Annotated in this window: 12 protein-coding genes; 8 read left to right on the top strand and 4 right to left on the bottom strand. The window is 70.3% G+C overall.

The features are described 5' to 3' along the window. Nucleotides 1–111: 111 nt before the first annotated feature. Entirely contained in the window at nucleotides 112–1,509 is a 1,398-nt protein-coding gene (locus tag ACJ512_RS14975; protein WP_461479747.1) for an IS1380 family transposase, read from the top strand. 257 nt (nucleotides 1,510–1,766) lie between these two features. On the opposite strand, the gene ACJ512_RS14970 is transcribed toward ACJ512_RS14975, so the two are convergent. Beyond that, the gene (locus ACJ512_RS14970) at nucleotides 1,767–3,542 is read right to left on the bottom strand and encodes an IS1634 family transposase (protein ID WP_461479746.1); all 1,776 of its coding nucleotides are present in this window, start codon (nucleotides 3,540–3,542) and stop codon (nucleotides 1,767–1,769) included. A gap of 178 nt (nucleotides 3,543–3,720) precedes the next feature. Beyond that, complete coding sequence (locus ACJ512_RS14965) at nucleotides 3,721–6,120, bottom strand: CoA transferase (RefSeq protein ID WP_407689312.1); 2,400 nt, start codon at nucleotides 6,118–6,120, stop codon at nucleotides 3,721–3,723. A gap of 156 nt (nucleotides 6,121–6,276) precedes the next feature. On the opposite strand from ACJ512_RS14965, the gene ACJ512_RS14960 reads away from it, so the two are divergent. The 5 genes from ACJ512_RS14960 to ACJ512_RS14940 all read left to right on the top strand — a co-directional run bounded on the left by ACJ512_RS14960 (nucleotide 6,277) and on the right by ACJ512_RS14940 (nucleotide 12,347). Continuing rightward, the gene (locus ACJ512_RS14960) at nucleotides 6,277–7,191 is read left to right on the top strand and encodes an undecaprenyl-diphosphate phosphatase (RefSeq protein ID WP_407689309.1); all 915 of its coding nucleotides are present in this window, start codon (nucleotides 6,277–6,279) and stop codon (nucleotides 7,189–7,191) included. A gap of 84 nt (nucleotides 7,192–7,275) precedes the next feature. Continuing rightward, on the top strand, nucleotides 7,276–7,770 hold the full coding sequence (locus ACJ512_RS14955; RefSeq protein ID WP_407689308.1) for a DUF427 domain-containing protein: 495 nt from the start codon (nucleotides 7,276–7,278) through the stop codon (nucleotides 7,768–7,770). 4 nt (nucleotides 7,771–7,774) lie between these two features. Next, complete coding sequence (locus tag ACJ512_RS14950; RefSeq protein ID WP_407689307.1) at nucleotides 7,775–9,040, top strand: FAD-dependent oxidoreductase; 1,266 nt, start codon at nucleotides 7,775–7,777, stop codon at nucleotides 9,038–9,040. A gap of 42 nt (nucleotides 9,041–9,082) precedes the next feature. Next, on the top strand, nucleotides 9,083–9,931 hold the full coding sequence (locus tag ACJ512_RS14945) for an SDR family oxidoreductase (RefSeq protein ID WP_407689306.1): 849 nt from the start codon (nucleotides 9,083–9,085) through the stop codon (nucleotides 9,929–9,931). A gap of 34 nt (nucleotides 9,932–9,965) precedes the next feature. Continuing rightward, nucleotides 9,966–12,347: a phosphoketolase family protein gene (locus tag ACJ512_RS14940; protein ID WP_407689305.1), complete on the top strand. Its 2,382-nt coding sequence runs from the start codon at nucleotides 9,966–9,968 to the stop codon at nucleotides 12,345–12,347. Nucleotides 12,348–12,379: 32 nt separating this feature from the next. Here the strand turns inward: ACJ512_RS14940 and ACJ512_RS14935 are convergent, their stop codons facing one another. Further along, a complete protein-coding gene (locus ACJ512_RS14935; protein ID WP_407689311.1) occupies nucleotides 12,380–12,652 on the bottom strand; it encodes a cytochrome P450 in 273 nt (90 codons plus the stop codon). A gap of 1 nt (nucleotide 12,653) precedes the next feature. Between ACJ512_RS14935 and ACJ512_RS14930 the strand changes: the two genes are divergently transcribed. Continuing rightward, entirely contained in the window at nucleotides 12,654–12,827 is a 174-nt protein-coding gene (locus tag ACJ512_RS14930) for a helix-turn-helix domain-containing protein (RefSeq protein ID WP_407689310.1), read from the top strand. A 21-nt stretch (nucleotides 12,828–12,848) separates the two neighbouring features. On the opposite strand, the gene ACJ512_RS14925 is transcribed toward ACJ512_RS14930, so the two are convergent. Then, nucleotides 12,849–14,321 carry a PPE family protein, SVP subgroup gene (locus ACJ512_RS14925; RefSeq protein ID WP_461479745.1) on the bottom strand — a complete coding sequence of 491 codons (1,473 nt, stop codon included), beginning with the start codon at nucleotides 14,319–14,321 and terminating at the stop codon, nucleotides 12,849–12,851. Nucleotides 14,322–14,639: 318 nt separating this feature from the next. On the opposite strand from ACJ512_RS14925, the gene ACJ512_RS14920 reads away from it, so the two are divergent. Then, the gene (locus tag ACJ512_RS14920; RefSeq protein WP_407689682.1) at nucleotides 14,640–15,401 is read left to right on the top strand and encodes a CPBP family intramembrane glutamic endopeptidase; all 762 of its coding nucleotides are present in this window, start codon (nucleotides 14,640–14,642) and stop codon (nucleotides 15,399–15,401) included. Nucleotides 15,402–15,403 lie beyond the last annotated feature (2 nt).

The raw sequence follows: 15,403 nt of genomic DNA, 5'->3' as shown, positions 1-15,403 counted from the left end.
TTTTCGCGGAATGCCGAAGTAGCTGGGTGTTGATGCGCGAAAGTGCCTGTCCTGCAACGCATAATGGGAATTCTCTAGGTTTCCATATGGCGAGCGGAAGGCACTTCGCACGTGAAGAGTATCGCGGTGGCGCGGCGGGTGAAAGTATCGGCGGACGGTCGCGGGGTGGTGTCGCACGCCGGGATGGGGCTGTTGCGGGAACTGGCCGATCTGACCGGGTTATCCGCGCAGGTCACGGCGGTGTTGGCCGATACTTACAAGGGGCCGTGGACCTATGCCCCGGGTGCGGTGTTCGCCGATCTTGCCGCGGCGGTAGCCGACGGGGCGGACTGCATCGACGGGGTCGGCCAGTTGTGTGGAGATCGCGAGCATGCGTTCGGGGCCAAGGCCTCGACAACGACGATGTGGCGGCTCGTTGACCATCGCATCGATGCCGCGCACCTGCCGAAGGTTCGCACCGCGCGGGCATCGGCGCGGGCGGCGGCCTGGGCGGCCGGGGCCGCGCCCCCGGCGGGTGTGCCGCTGTACATCGACATCGACGCCACGCTGGTCATCGACCATTCCGACAACAAGGCGCAGGCGGCCCCGACGTGGAAGAAGTCGTTCGGCCATCACCCGCTGCTGGCGTTTCTGGACCGCCCGCAGATCGCCGGCGGTGAGGCCCTGGCCGGGCTGCTGCGCAAAGGCAACGCCGGATCCAACACCGCCGCCGATCACATCACGGTCCTTCAGCAGGCTTTGGATTCGCTGCCGGCAGATTGGCGTCCCGGCCCGCAGAACCCGGCCGCGCCGGCGGTGGTGGTGCGCTCAGATTCCGCCGGAGCCACCCACAAGTTTGCCCAGGCCTGCCGCGATCACGGGGTCGGGTTCTCCTTCGGGTTTCCCGTCGATGCCCGGGTCCAGGACGCCGTGGACACCCTCAACCTCGGCGATGGCTGGTATCCGGGGATCGACTCCGATGGGCAGATCCGGGACGGGGCGTGGGTGGCCGAGGCCACCGGCCTGGTCAACCTGTCGGCCTGGCCTGCCGGGACCCGGCTGGTGCTGCGCAAAGAACGCCCACACCCCGGGGCGCAGCTGCGCTTCACCGACATCGACGGCATGCGGGTGACCGCCTTCATCACCGACACCCCACCGGGGATGGTTCCCGGGCAGCTGGCCGGTCTGGAACTGCGCCACCGCCAACACGCCCGCGTCGAGGACCGCATCCGCGAAGCCAAAGCCGCCGGCCTGGCCAACCTGCCCTGTCATGATTTCCAGTCCAACGCCGCCTGGCTCGAAATCGTCCTGGCCGCCGCCGATCTGGTCGCCTGGGCCCAACTGATCGGATTCACCGACGCCCCGCAGCTGGCCCGCTGCGAGATCACCGCCTTCCGCTACCGGGTCCTACACGTCGCGGCCCGCATCACCCGCAGCGCCCGCCAACTACGGCTGCGCATCGACGCCACCTGGCGCTGGGCCGGTGCCATCGCAACCGCCTGGCAGCGCATCCGCGCCGCCTTCCCCTGACCACCGCAAACCCGCCCCGACGACCCGAAAGACCCACCGGCCATAGGAAAGCCCGCCCACCCCGGCGACACGGGACGGCCAAACACACCCCAAGCCCAAAATCGCTATCGCTCAGCGATCTTCATGGCTCAGCACCCCCGAACCCCACCCGCACGAAAAATCGAGGCTAGCCCGAAGTTACTGCTGCTTTGGTAGGGGTTTTCCTGGTTTGAGCTGGGGTTTTGGCGGGTTTGGTGGTGTGGTGTTTGTCTACCTGGCTATGCGGCGATGGTGAGGGGGATGGTGGCTTCGATGAGGTCGAATGCGCGGCGTTGTTCGGGGGTGGGGTCGGCGAGTTTGTCGATCTCGATGTCGGTGTTGTGGTAGCGGATCCTGTTGCGGGTCAAAGTCTTGAGGTGTTGGAGTAAGCCAGCGAAACTCCGTAAGGGGTGGCCGTGGGCGTCTTGTTTGGTGGCGGCTTTAGCCGCGGCGTCGGTGCTGCGCTGTGCGGGGGCTACGGGATTGTCCCGGACCGGCGGGTTTTCGTCGGTGAATGTTAGTGGCGCCCAGGCTTTACGCAGGTGCCAGAGCAGGTAGCGGGCCAGCATGCAGATCAGCAGATGGGCTTTGACGCGGTCTTGCAGCCGGTGGCGGATGGGGCGCACTTGCAGGTCGTCGGTTTTGATGCTGCGGAAGTCACGTTCGATGTTGGCCAGGTTTTTGTAGGATTCCACCACCTGGGCTGGGGTCAGTTCCGTGGCGTCGACGCTGGTGCGGATCACGTAGATGCCATCGAGGGCGGCTTCAGCATCGATGTTGTGTTGGTTGCGGTGGTAGGTGAAACCGCTGTCGGTGATGGTGGTGTGGAAATGCTTGGCCATCTTGTATTTTCCCAACACCTTGCCCACCGCCTTGCCGATGTCAGCGGCCCCGGCGAGCCGGCCGGCTGCCACCCGCTTGGTGAGGGGTTCTAGCAGTTTCTCGGTCGCGGCCAACAGCTGGGTACGTTTGCGGGCACGCTGGTCAGCCAATGCCGGGTTGCGGCAGGCGATCAGGCGTTCACCGGGATAGTCGGGGTGAGCGATCTCGACCAGGTCCTGCTGATCGAACAGGCTCATCTGCAAGGGTCCTTGGTCGGCGGCCAGCGCGGCGATCGCCGGGTTGCGCAAAGCGGTGATCCACCCGAAACTCGCACCCGCTTCGTTGAGTTCACGCAGGGCGTTGATGCGGGCGGTGGTGATCATGCCCCGATCACCGACCATCACCAGATCATCGAGTTTGAACGTGTCTTGCAGATCGGCCACGATCTTGGTGAACGCTGTGGGGTCAGCGGTGTTGCCGGGGAACACCCGCACCGCCACCGGACGGCCCTCCCGGTCACCGAGCACCCCGAAGTTGATCTGCGGCAACCCTTTTTTGCCGTCCCGGGAATACCCGCGTGCCGCCAGCTCGCAGTGGCTGCCGGTCATCCACGTGCTCGACAGGTCGAACAACGCCATCTTCGAGGGGTTGACGCGCGGGTCAAGGTGTTTGGCGGCCAATTTCTTTTCGATCCCGTCTTGGCGCCCGACCAGCCAGTCCATCGCGGCGTAGATCTCGTCGGTGGACGCGCCAGCGATACCCAGATCAGCACCCAAGGTGGTGTCAGCCCACCACGACACAGTGTCCAGCTTGGACGCCGGCCGAACCACCCGGGAGATGATCAACCCCAACACCAGATCCCGTGACCGGCATGCCGGACCCAGCAGGGCGGACATACCCACCTTGGCCGCCATCGCCGCCACCGCCGCCACATCCCCATGCGGCAAGCTACGGACGGTGTCGAACTCCGAGCCCGCCGCCACCAGTGTTTGGCCTTTCAAGGTAGCCTCGATCGCGGCAATCGTCTCTGCGGGCAACATCGACAGGTTGGCCACCGTCTCGTTGCGGACCTTAGCGCCGTCACGGAACGTGCGGCGTAGATACACCGATTCGTAATCACGCTGCTGGCCTTGCTTATTCACATGAGACCGCCGAACTTTGACTACGTGAACTTTCCCACGACCGCGCGACATAATCAGCAATATAGCTGATCACGGTCCACTTACCAGGTGCGACACACCAGTATTTTGACTACATTCAAAATGTCAAACAGCCCAATACCGCATGTCAAGCCACCAAACCACCTCAAAACCCGCAGTAACTTCGGCCTAGCGTGGCGAACGCCCGCGGCCGCCGATGACCCGCCCGGCGTCACGCCGGACCGAACAGCGCGCCGTCGGTGATCAGCCGCTCGATCTCCGCGTCGCTCATGCCGAGTAGCTCCCGGCAGATCGCGCGGGTGTCCTGCCCGGGCTGCGGCGCGGGGCGCTGGCGGGCCGGCGGAATGTGGGTGAACGGGGCCGGGCCGGTCTCGGCCGGCAGCCGACGTTCGATGAGCGGATGCACCATCTCGGCGAACAGTTTCCGGTCCCGCAGCTGCTGGTCCTCGAGGAGGTCCGGGGGGCGGTTCATCGGTCCGGCGGCGACCCCGGCCGACTGCAGCAGTTGGGCGACCCGCGCCGGGGTGCGGGTGCGGGTCCAGGAGGAGACCAGCTCCACCAGCTCGCGCCGGTTGGCCAGGCGCGCCTCGCCGGTGGCGAAGCGCGCGTCATCGGCCCACTGCGGCCGGTCGAAAGCCGAAGCTATGCAGCGCCATTCGTCGTCGTCGCGGATCGAGATGACGCACCATTCGTCGTCACCCGCACACGGGTAGACGGCGTGCAGGGCGGTGTCCTCGCGGATTCGGGCCAGGCCCGCGGACAGCGCGGCCCGGGTGACGTAGAGGGTGTCGAGCTGGTTCACCACGACCTCGGCCTGGGAGATGTGCACGCGTGCCCCGCCGCCGGTCCGGTCGCGGTGGATCAGCGCCGCCAGCGCCGCGATGGCGGTGACGCGCCCGACCACGTGGTCGGGGAAGATCGTCGTCGCGTCGTAGAAGGCGTGCCGGGCGGTCCCGTCCGCTTCGTCGGGGTCGGCCGGTGTCCAGAGCCGGGTGACGCCGGTGGTGGCCCGCACCAGCGGGCCGTAGCCCAGGCGGGCGCTCCACGGCCCGCTGTCGCCGTAGGCGCTGCTCTCCGCGAGGATGACACGCGGGTTCACGGCGCGCAGTTCCTCGTAAGAAAACCCAAGGGCGGCAAGGGTTCCCGGCTTGAAGTTGGCGAAGACAGCGTCCGCCTCGGCGACGAGGCGGCGGAAGATCCGGTTACCCTCGGCGCTGCGCAGGTCCAGGCCGAGACCCAGGTTGTTGCGGTGGGTCCAGGCGAACGACTCGCTCATCGCCTCGCCGGCGCGGGCCTGGCGCAGCCCGTCGGGATAGTCGGCGCTTTCGATCTTGACGATCTCGGCGCCCAGGTCGCCGAACAACCGGCTCAGCTCGCCGCCGGCGACGATGACGCCCAGATCGAGGATGCGCAGCCCGGCGAACGGATAGTCGCCGACCCGGCCGGACGGCGACGTCACCACCGCCGGGTTGGCGCGCCAGTACGGTTCGTCCTGCCCGGCCGCGGGTGCGGGCGTGCGGAACCCGGCGCGCTGCCCGTCGACGACGAAGTAGCCGCTCGGCACCCGGGCGCGCACGCCGGGGGCCAGCTCGGCGTCGGTGATCGCGCCGACCGCCTCGAAATGGTCGGAGGCCAGGATCTGCGACGGCGTCAGCACCGCGGCGATCGGCACCCCGTGCTCCTGGCCGGCGGCCAGCAGCTCTCCCATGGTCTGATCGGCGAACAACGCCTCGATCAGCACGCTGATCTGGGGCCAGGCCGCGAACCGCTCGCCGATCACGTCGTACCGGGGGTCCTGGAAGGCCTCCGGCTCCCCCAGCCAGCGCCGCAGGCCGCGCCACTGTCGCGGCGCCATCACGCACAACCGGACGTAGCCGTCCTTGCAGGCATGGATCGGGTAGGCGTCCTGGTTCCTGGGACGCCCGCGCCAGCGCCCCACGCGACGGATTCCGGCCGCGGCCTGCCCGTGCGCCCCGAACGGGGGATCCAACGACATGACGACGGCGTCGAACCGGGAGAAGTCGATGTATTCTCCTGTGCCGCAACGCAACCGGTTGTAGTACGCGACGAGTGTGGCCCAGGCGGCCTGCACGGCGGCGGTGGCCGAAGCGATGCCGTCCGGCGGCAGCACGGGGGTGCCGGTGGGAGGCCCCGACCGCGACAGCGAGCCGCCCATCGCGTACAGCACCGGATCGGTGGCCCGCCACGACGCCCGCGGGCCCGCGGCCCCGAAGTCGGTGATCGAGACCACGACCAGCTGCTGGTGGTGGGCGGCCAACTGCGCGGCGGAGGTCCCGAACGCGGTGGCCAGCCCTTCCGGGCCGCTGTCGACGACGATGTCGGCGGCCGCGACCAGTTCGTGGAAGCGGTCGCAGTCGCCGTCGTCGTACGGGTCCAGCACCGTGCCGCGTTTGTTGGCGTTGTGCATCGCGAACGACACGCCGGCACCGCCCAGCGTCGGCAGCGCCTCGCGTGCCGGGCTCCCGCCGGGCGTCTCGACCTTGAGGACGTCGGCGCCCAGGTCGGCGAACAGGCGGGTCACCGCGTCGGCGTCTCCCGTGGACAAGTCGAGGACGCGCACGGCGTCGAGCAACCCGTCGGCCATCTGCACACCGTACAGTCGGGGCCGGTCGCCGGCTTCGATGCGCCGTCGCGATCCCCGGTCGATGGACCGGGTGCGGGCGGCGTCGACTAACGTCACAGGCCGGTGCGCGCGTCCGTACCTGTCGACACAATTCCGATGGAGCCGATGGGGGGCATCCCAGGCGTGAGCGCGCACTTGAGCTATCTCGAGGCCGTGGTGGTCGGCGCTTTCCAGGGCGTCACCGAGTTGTTCCCGGTATCCAGCCTCGGCCACTCGGTGCTGGTCCCCGCCCTGATCGGGGGGCGATGGGCGCAGGACCTCAACGTCTCCGCCCCGAAGTCGCCGTATCTGGCCTTCATCGTCGGTCTGCACGTCGCGACCGCCGCCGCCCTGCTGGTGTTCTTCTGGCGGGACTGGGTGCGCATCGTGGCCGGACTGGTGTCGTCGCTACGGCATCGCCGCATCCAGACCTCGGGCGAGCGGTTGGCCTGGCTGCTGGTGGCGGCCACCATCCCGGTGGGGCTGGCCGGGCTGCTGCTGGAATCGACGTTCCGCACGACACTGGGCAAACCCATCCCGGCGGCGGCGTTCCTGCTGCTGAACGGCTTCGCCCTCTATGCCGGCGAGGTGCTGCGGCGCCGCGTCGCGCCCGCACCGGCGGGCCCGGCCGCCGAGGCGGAGCAGGCCCACGGCGGCGAGGCCGTCGACGACCGGCTCGGTCGCCTGCCGCTGGGCCGCGGTGTGCTGATCGGCTGCGCCCAGATCCTCGCGCTGTTCCCCGGCATCAGCCGCTCGGGCATCACCATCGTGGCCGGGCTGTGGCGCGGCCTGTCGCACGAAGACGCCGCCCGCTTCTCGTTCCTGCTGGCGACGCCGATCATCCTGGCCGCCGGGCTGTACAAGATCCCGGAGTTGTTCGGGCCCCTGGGCGAGGGCATCTTCGGCCAGGTCGTGGCCGGCAGCATCGCGTCGTTCGTCAGCGCCTACTTCGCCGTGCGGTACCTCACCAGCTACTTCGAGACCCGCACGCTGACGCCGTTTGCCATCTACTGCGCCGTGGTCGGCGGCGCCAGCCTGGTCTGGCTGAGCCTGCGGTGATCCAGCCGGGCACGCGTCCGCCCGGCGTACCGTGGGGTTCGTGTTGCCGGCCCGCGACGTGATCGCCCGCCCCGGGAGCCGGGCATGAGTCGCCAACGCGAACGGGACGCCCCGCAGCGGGAAAATGTGTGGGATTACCCCCGGCCGCCCAGGATCGAACCCTTCAGCGGTGCCATCACCGTCGAGCTGGGCGGTGAGGTGGTGGCGTCGGCCTCGCGGGCCCTCCGGGTGCTCGAAACGAGCCACCCGCCGACCTACTACCTTCCCCGCGACGCGTTCACCGCCGGGGCGTTGCGCCTGGCGTCGGGCAGCTCGTGGTGCGAATGGAAGGGCCAGGCCGCCTACTACGACGTCGTCGGCGGCAACGCCGTCGCCCCGAAGGCGGCGTGGACCTATCCAAGCCCGACACCCGCGTTCGCGTCGATCGCCGGCATGGTCGCGGTGATGGCGTCGCGGGTCGACCGGTGCACCGTCAACGGCGAGGTCGTCGTGCCCCAACCGGGTGATTTCTACGGGGGCTGGATCACCAGCTGGATCACCGGTCCGTTCAAAGGCGTTCCCGGATCGATGGGTTGGTGACGTGGTGACCGACGATGACGTCGAGGTGCTGGTCATCGGCGCGGGCCTGGCCGGGTTGCGTTGTGCCGGCGTGCTGGCCGCCGCGGGCCGCGAGGTTCGGGTGTGGGAGGGCGGCGACGACGTCGGCGGCCGCGTCCGCACCGATGTGGTCGACGGCTTCCGGTGCGACCGTGGCTTCCAGGTGCTCAACCCGGCCTATCCCGAACTGCAAGCCTGCGTCGACCTCGACGCCCTGCGCCTGCGACCGTTCGCCGCCGGGGTGGCGGTGCGCCGCGAGCGCGACTCGGTGGTGCTGGCCCATCCGCTGCGCGAGCCGGCACGGATACCGAAGATGCTCGCCTCGGGCATGATCCGGCCCCGCGAAGCGTTCGGGCTCGGGCGCTGGGCGGCCGGGGCGTTGCGACCGCACACCGTCAAATCCGGGCACGGCGACGGCACCGTGCGCGAGCGGCTGGACCGCTGCGGCGCGCGCGGTGAACTGCGCCGGGTCGTCGACCGCTTCCTCGCCGGTGTCGTGCTCGAGGACACCGGCGCCACCTCCAACGCGTTCTGCCTGCTGCTGGCCCGCATGTTCGTGCTGGGGGTGCCCGGCCTGCCGGCCGACGGCATGCGCGCGCTGCCGCAACAACTCGCCGCGCCGTTGCAGAGCCGGATCACCCTGGGGCAGAAGGCGACTCACGTCGAGCACGACGGGAGCCGGTGGACGGTTCGGGGCCCCGACGCGGTCGTACGCGCCCGCGACGTCGTGGTGGCGACCGATCCGGTGGCGGCCGCGGCGCTGACCGGTCACCCGCGGCCGCCGGTCATGCACGGCGTGGTGACCGACTGGTGGGCCGCCGACGAGGCGCCCAGCTCACTGTCGATGCTCTGGGTCGACGGGCGGCCCCGGCCCCCCGGGCCGGTGCTCAACACCGCCGTCATCAGCGCCGCCGCGCCCAGCTATGCCCCGCCCGGACGCCATCTGATCAGTGCGTCGGCGCTGCTGACGGCGGGCGGTGCGGCGCCCGAGGAGAGCACGACACGGCGGCACGCCGCGGACGTCCTCGGCGCCGACGGGCGCGACTGGCGGCTGCTGAAACGACACGTCGTCCAAGAAGCGTTACCGGCTCAGCCGCCGCCGCTGCGCGTGCGCCGCCCCGTGCGCGTCCGCGAGGGGCTGTGGTGGTGTGGCGACCACCGCGACACCGCCTCCATCCAGGGCGCGTTGGTGAGCGGACGGCGCACGGCCGAACAGATACTGCGGCAACGGCCGCCCACCGCCCCGTCCTGAGCGCCGATTGCGCCGAAGGGCCCACAGTGCTGTGCTCATCACATGGCAGACACGGCATCCGTCGGCATCAAGGTTCGCGGCAAGGTCGTCGTGATCACCGGCGGCGCCCGCGGCATCGGGCTGGCGACCGCCACGGCCCTGCACAAGCTGGGCGCCCGGGTGGCGATCGGCGACGTCGACGAGGTGCGGGTCAAGGAGTCGGGCGCCGACCTCGGCCTCGACGTCTACGGCAAGCTCGACGTCACCGACCCGCACTCGTTCGCTGACTTCCTCGACGAGGTCGAGCGCCAGCTCGGCCCGGTCGACGTGCTGGTCAACAACGCCGGCATCATGCCGCTCGGCCGCATCGTCGACGAGCCCGACGCCGTCACCCGGCGCATCCTCGACATCAACGTCTACGGGGTGATCCTGGGCAGCAAGCTGGCGGCGCAGCGCATGGCCGCCCGGGGCTGCGGCCATGTCATCAACGTCGCATCGCTGGCCGGGGAGACCTACCTGGCCGGGGCGGCCACCTACTGCGCCAGCAAGCATGCCGTGATCGGCTTCACCGACGCGGCCCGGATCGAGCACCGCGGGACCGGGGTGAAGTTCTCGGTCGTGATGCCGACGTTCGTCAACACCGAACTCGTCGCCGGAACGTCGGGTGCCAAAGGGATCAAGAACGCCGAGCCGGCCGACATCGCCGACGCGATCGTCGAACTGGTGGCCGCACCGAAACCGCGGGTGCGGGTCACCAGGCTGGCCGGGGCGATCATCGCGTCGCAGAAGTTCATGCCCCGCGCGCTGGCCGAGGGCATCAACCGGGTGCTCGGCGGCGAACACGTCTTCACCGACGACGTCGACGTCGCCGGGCGCCGGGCCTACGAGGCCCGGGCCCGCGGCGACGAGTAGGCACTGTTCACCTGAGGCGTGGACAATCGGCCGGGTGAGTCTCGAAACCGGAGCAATGACCCCAGCCGTACCCGAATCGCTGTCCGACGACGAACTGACCCTCATCGACAAGTACTGGCACGCCGCCAACTACCTGTCGGTCGGGCAGATCTACCTGCTGGACAACCCGCTGCTGACCGAACCGCTGGAAGCCCACCACGTCAAACCCCGGCTGCTCGGCCACTGGGGAACCACCCCCGGGCTGAACCTGATCTACGCGCACCTGAACCGGATCATCCGCAACCGCGACGCCAACGTCATCTATGTCACCGGGCCCGGTCACGGCGGCCCCGGTCTGGTGGCCAACGCCTACCTGGAAGGCACCTACAGCGAGGTGTACACGGGCATCGACCAGAACGCCGAAGGTCTGCGAAAGCTGTTCCGGCAGTTCTCCTTTCCGGGCGGAATCCCCAGCCATGTCGCCGCCCAGACGCCGGGCTCCATCCACGAGGGCGGTGAACTGGGCTACGGCCTGGTGCACGCCTACGGTGCGGCCTTCGACAACCCCGACCTGGTGGTCGCCTGCGTGATCGGGGACGGCGAGGCCGAGACCGGGCCACTGGCCACCAGCTGGCACTCGAACAAGTTCCTCAACCCGGCGGTCGACGGGGCGGTGTTGCCGATCCTGCACCTCAACGGCTACAAGATCGCCAATCCGACCGTGCTGGCCCGGATCCCCACGCCGGAACTGGTTTCGCTGCTCAGCGGCTACGGCTATCGGCCGATCATCGTCGCCGGGGACGAGCCCGCCGACGTGCACCGGCAGCTGGCCGCCGCCCTGGACGACGCGTTCGACGACATCGCCGACATCCAGGCCGGGGCGCGCCGGGGCAACCAGCTGGAGCGACCCGTGTGGCCGATGATCGTGCTGCGCACCCCCAAGGGCTGGACCGGGCCCAAGGTGGTCGACGGCAACAAGGTCGAGGGCACCTGGCGCTCGCATCAGGTCCCGCTCGCCGACACCCACGACAATCCCGAGCACCGGGCGCAACTCGAAGAATGGCTCCGCGGCTACCGGCCGGAGGAGCTGTTCGACGGCGACGGTGCGTTGCGGCCCGAGCTCAGGGCGCTCGCGCCCCGGGGCGACCGCCGGATGAGCGCCAATCCGCACGCCAACGGCGGCCTGTTGCTGCGCGATCTCGACCTGCCGGACTTCCGCGACTACGCGGTCGAGTTTTCCCAACCGGCCGCCGAACGTCACGAGGCCACCCGGATACTGGGCGGGTATCTGCGCGACGTCATCGGTCGCAACCCGGATCGTTTCCGCCTGATGGGGCCGGACGAGACCGCGTCCAATCGGCTCAGCGCCGTGTTCGAGACGACCGAGCGGGCCTGGCTGGCCGAGACACTGCCCGGCGACGACCACCTCTCCCCGCAGGGCCGGGTGATGGAGGTGCTGAGCGAGCACCTGTGCCAGGGCTGGCTGGAAGGCTATCTGCTGACCGGCCGACACGGGCTGTTCAACTGCTACGAGGCGTTCGTGCACATCGTCGACTCGATGTTCAACCAGCACTCGAAATGGTTGTCCACCAGCCGCGACCTGCCGTGGCGGCGGCCGATCGCGTCGCTGAACTACCTGCTGAGCTCGCACGTGTGGCGGCAGGACCACAACGGCGCCTCGCATCAGGATCCCGGGTTCATCGACCTGGTCGCCAACAAGCGCCCCGAGGTGGTGCGCGTGTATCTGCCGCCGGACGCCAACACGTTGCTCTCGGTGGCCGACCACTGCCTGCGCAGCCGCGACTACATCAACGTCATCGTCGCCGGCAAGCAGCCCGAGCCGACCTATCTGGGCATGGACGAGGCGATCGCGCACTGCACCCGCGGGCTGGGCATCTGGCCGTGGGCGAGCAACGGGGACGGCGAGCCCGACGTGGTGCTGGCGTGCGCCGGAGACGTCCCGACGCTGGAGACCCTCGCCGCCGTCGACATCCTGCGCCGGGAACTGCCCGACCTGGCGGTCCGCGTGGTCAACGTCGTCGACCTGATGCGCCTGCAGCCGGAATCCGAGCATCCCCATGGGTTGCCGGACAAGGAGTTCGACGCCTTGTTCACCCGCGACAAGCCGGTGATCTTCGCCTACCACGGCTACCCGTGGCTGATCCACCGGCTCACCTACCGGCGCGCCGTGCACCCGCACCTGCATGTGCGCGGCTTCAAGGAGCGCGGCACCACGACCACGCCGTTCGACATGGTGATGCTCAACGACCTGGACCGCTTCCATCTGGTCATGGACGTCATCGACCGGGTGGACGGGCTGGCCAGCCGGGCCGCGGTGCTCCGTCAGCGCATGGCCGACGCACGTCTGGCCGCCCGCGCCTACACGCGCGAGCACGGGGAGGACGTGCCGGAGATCGCCGGGTGGGCCTGGGAGTAGAGCGAGCGGAACGCGGCCGGCGCCTCAGCCCGCTAGTTCCGCCTGAGCCGCACGGGCACCGAGGCCGGGCCCTGCAGCGACGGCGTCGTACCCCACCGCACCGGCCCGGCCAGCTCCAGGCCGTCGACCTCGTCGAGCAGGTGGTCGACCGCGGTGATCGTCTCCAGGCGCGCCAGATGCGCCCCCAGGCAGAAGTGCAGGCCGTGGCCGAAGGCCAGGTGCCCGGTGGTGTCCCGGTGGATGTCGAACCGGTCGGGGTCGGCGAACTTGGCGGGGTCGCGGTTGGCCGACGCGTAGAACAGCACGCTGCTCGACGAGGTCCGCGCGACCCTGGCCGCCGAACTGCTGAACTCCGGTCTCAGCGTCGAGGAGACCGCGCGCCGGCTCGGGTACTCGGAAACGGCCGCGTTCACCCGCGCGCACACCCGGTGGAACGGGTGCCCGCCCAGGCGGCGCAGAAGCGGGCAGGCCCCGACCTAGGAGGCCCTCGGCGTCAGGCGCTCACCCGTCGGGCAGCAGGTCGGCCGCCTGCTGGGCCCACATCGCGGCCGAGCGCATCAGCACGTCGCGCTCCATCGCCAGGTCGGCCACCTGCTTGCGCAACGCGCTGAGCTCTTCGCGCAGGGACTCGGTGACCGGGCTCTCGGCGCCCGCGGGTTGGCCGTACGGCACCCCTTGAGGCTGGTCGGCCGGGCGCGGGGCCGCCTGGCGAGCCACCTGCGGCGGCAGCATCGCGGGGCGGTTGCCGTACTGGGCGGCCGCGCCGCCGTCGCGTTGGGCGGCGCCGCGCTGGCTGGCCCAGCCGCTGCCCGCCGCGCCGCCGCCGCCGGCCGCGGCGGCCGTGAGGCCCGCCGGCCCGAGCGCCCCGGGCATCAGGCCCGGCCCTTCGCTCCCGGCCTCCGGGAAGCCGGCGGGGGCGACGCCGGGCATGCGCTGGGCCACCGTCCTGGTCGCCGGTGCCGCTTTGGTCCAGCTCTGTGGCGCCGACAGGCGGCCGATCGGTGTCGACTGGCCCAGCCCGGCCGCGACCCCGCCGCCGCCCGGACCGCTCGGGGCGACGCCCGAGCCCGAGGTTCCCGTGCCGGCGGGCGAGGAGCCGGCGCTGCCCGAGCCGCCGCCCGAGGAGGGCCCGCAGGACGACGACCCGCCGCCGCCCGATCTGGTCCACGAGGTGAGCGGACCGACGATGTAGAGGACACCGCTGCTGATGAACGACAACCCGCTCAAAAAGCTGAGGTAGTCACCGACGGTGCCGAGCGTCGGGCCCAAGCCGACCTGCGCCGGGTTCAGGGCTTGCGCCGAGGTCACCAGCCCGGACGGCCCCCCCGACGCGAGGCTTTGCAGCGTGCCGGGCAGCGTCGCCACCAGGCGGGACAACTCCTGCGCGGTGGCGCCGGCGGGCGTGCGCGCGGCCTGCGACACGGCCGCCGCCTGATTGGCCGGCCCCGCCGGGTTCGTGCTCCGCGGCGGCGAGGTGAACGATTTGAGTGCGGCGGCGCTCGAGGAGTGGGCCGCATAGCCGTACATGACGGCGGCGTCCTGCGCCCACATCTGGGCATAGCGGGCCTCGTTGGCCATGATCGCAGGCGTGTTCTGCCCCAACAGGTTGGTGGCGACCAGCGTCGCCAGCTGCGCCCGGTTCGCCGCGATCACCGGCGGTGGCACCACCGCGGCGAACGCCGCCTCGTAGGCGCCCACCGCCGCCCTGAGCTGGCTGGCCGTCTGCTGGGCCTGCCCGGCGGCCGCGTTCACCCACGCGCCGTACGGCGCGGCCGCGGACGCCATGGCCACCGACGAGGGGCCCTGCCACGACGACGACAGCCCCTGCGTCACCGACCGGAAACCCTGTGCGGTGGAGTACAGTTCGCCGGCCAGTCCCTCCCAGGCCTGAGCCGCCACCAACATCGAGCCCGGTCCCGGTCCGGCGTACATCCGCCCGGAATTGACCTCCGGCGGCAACGCTGCGTAATCCAACTCGTTGCGTCCCCTAATTGCCTACTGGCCACGGCCTCGGCGGCAGCGGTAGAACCAGCCCGGATTCTAAACGTTCCCCCTGACGTCACGGTAAAACGATTGACCTGCGTGTTCCGGCGGCAGTGATTTCGCGGACGCGGCGCATCCCGGCCCGGCGGCGGATCCGACCGCGCACGGAAAAGCCCGTAGGCGCCGGCGGCGTCCGCCCGCGGTCCGGTCCGGGGCCGCCGCACGGAAGCGCCGGGGGCAAATCGGCGGCCGCCGCATTGCGGCCGTCGCCGGACCCCTGCACCCGCGGAGTGCCGGTAAAATTGTGCGATGCAAGACTCCACTGCCGGCGCCGACGCGCACCCGTTGCTGTCCCAGCTCGCGGCGCTGCATCGGTTCAGGGTTCATCTCGACGTCGCCGTGGTCGTCGCGGTGCTGGTGTTCACCAATCTGGTCGCCCACTTCACCACGCCGTGGGCCAGCATCGCGACCGTCCCGGCGGCCGCCGTCGGGCTGGTGGCGTTGGTGCGATCGCGGGGCCTGGACTGGGCCGAGCTCGGTCTGGGGCGCGAGCACTGGAAGCCCGGGCTCGGTTACGCGCTGGCGGCCGTCGCGGTCGTGGCCGCGGTCATCGCCGTCGGCGTCCTGTTACCGGCGACCCGGCCGATGTTCATGAACCACCGCTACGCCACGGTGTCCGGCGCCCTAATCGCCTCGATGGTCATCATCCCGCTGCAGACCGTGATTCCCGAGGAGCTGGCCTTCCGGGGGGTGCTGCACGGCGCGCTGAGCCGGGCCTGGGGGTTTCGCGGGGTCGCGCTGGGGGGTTCGCTGCTGTTCGGTCTGTGGCACGTCGCTACGTCACTGGGGTTGACCAGCACCAATGTCGGCTTCACCCGGGTGTTCGGCGGCGGGATCGCCGGCATGCTGGCCGGGGTGGGCTTGGCGGTGGCGGCCACCGCGGCGGCCGGGTTCGTGTTCAGCTGGCTGCGCCGGCGCAGCGGCAGCCTGATCGCGCCGATCGCGCTGCACTGGTCGCTGAACGGGCTCGGCGCCCTGGCCGCCGCGCTGGTCTGGCATCTGTCGGCCTGAGC

This window comes from Mycobacterium cajalii (assembly GCF_045809005.2).
GTDB lineage: Bacteria > Actinomycetota > Actinomycetes > Mycobacteriales > Mycobacteriaceae > Mycobacterium.
The sequence above is the reverse complement of the archived record's forward strand: the minus strand, read 5'-3'. Positions and strand labels throughout refer to the sequence as shown.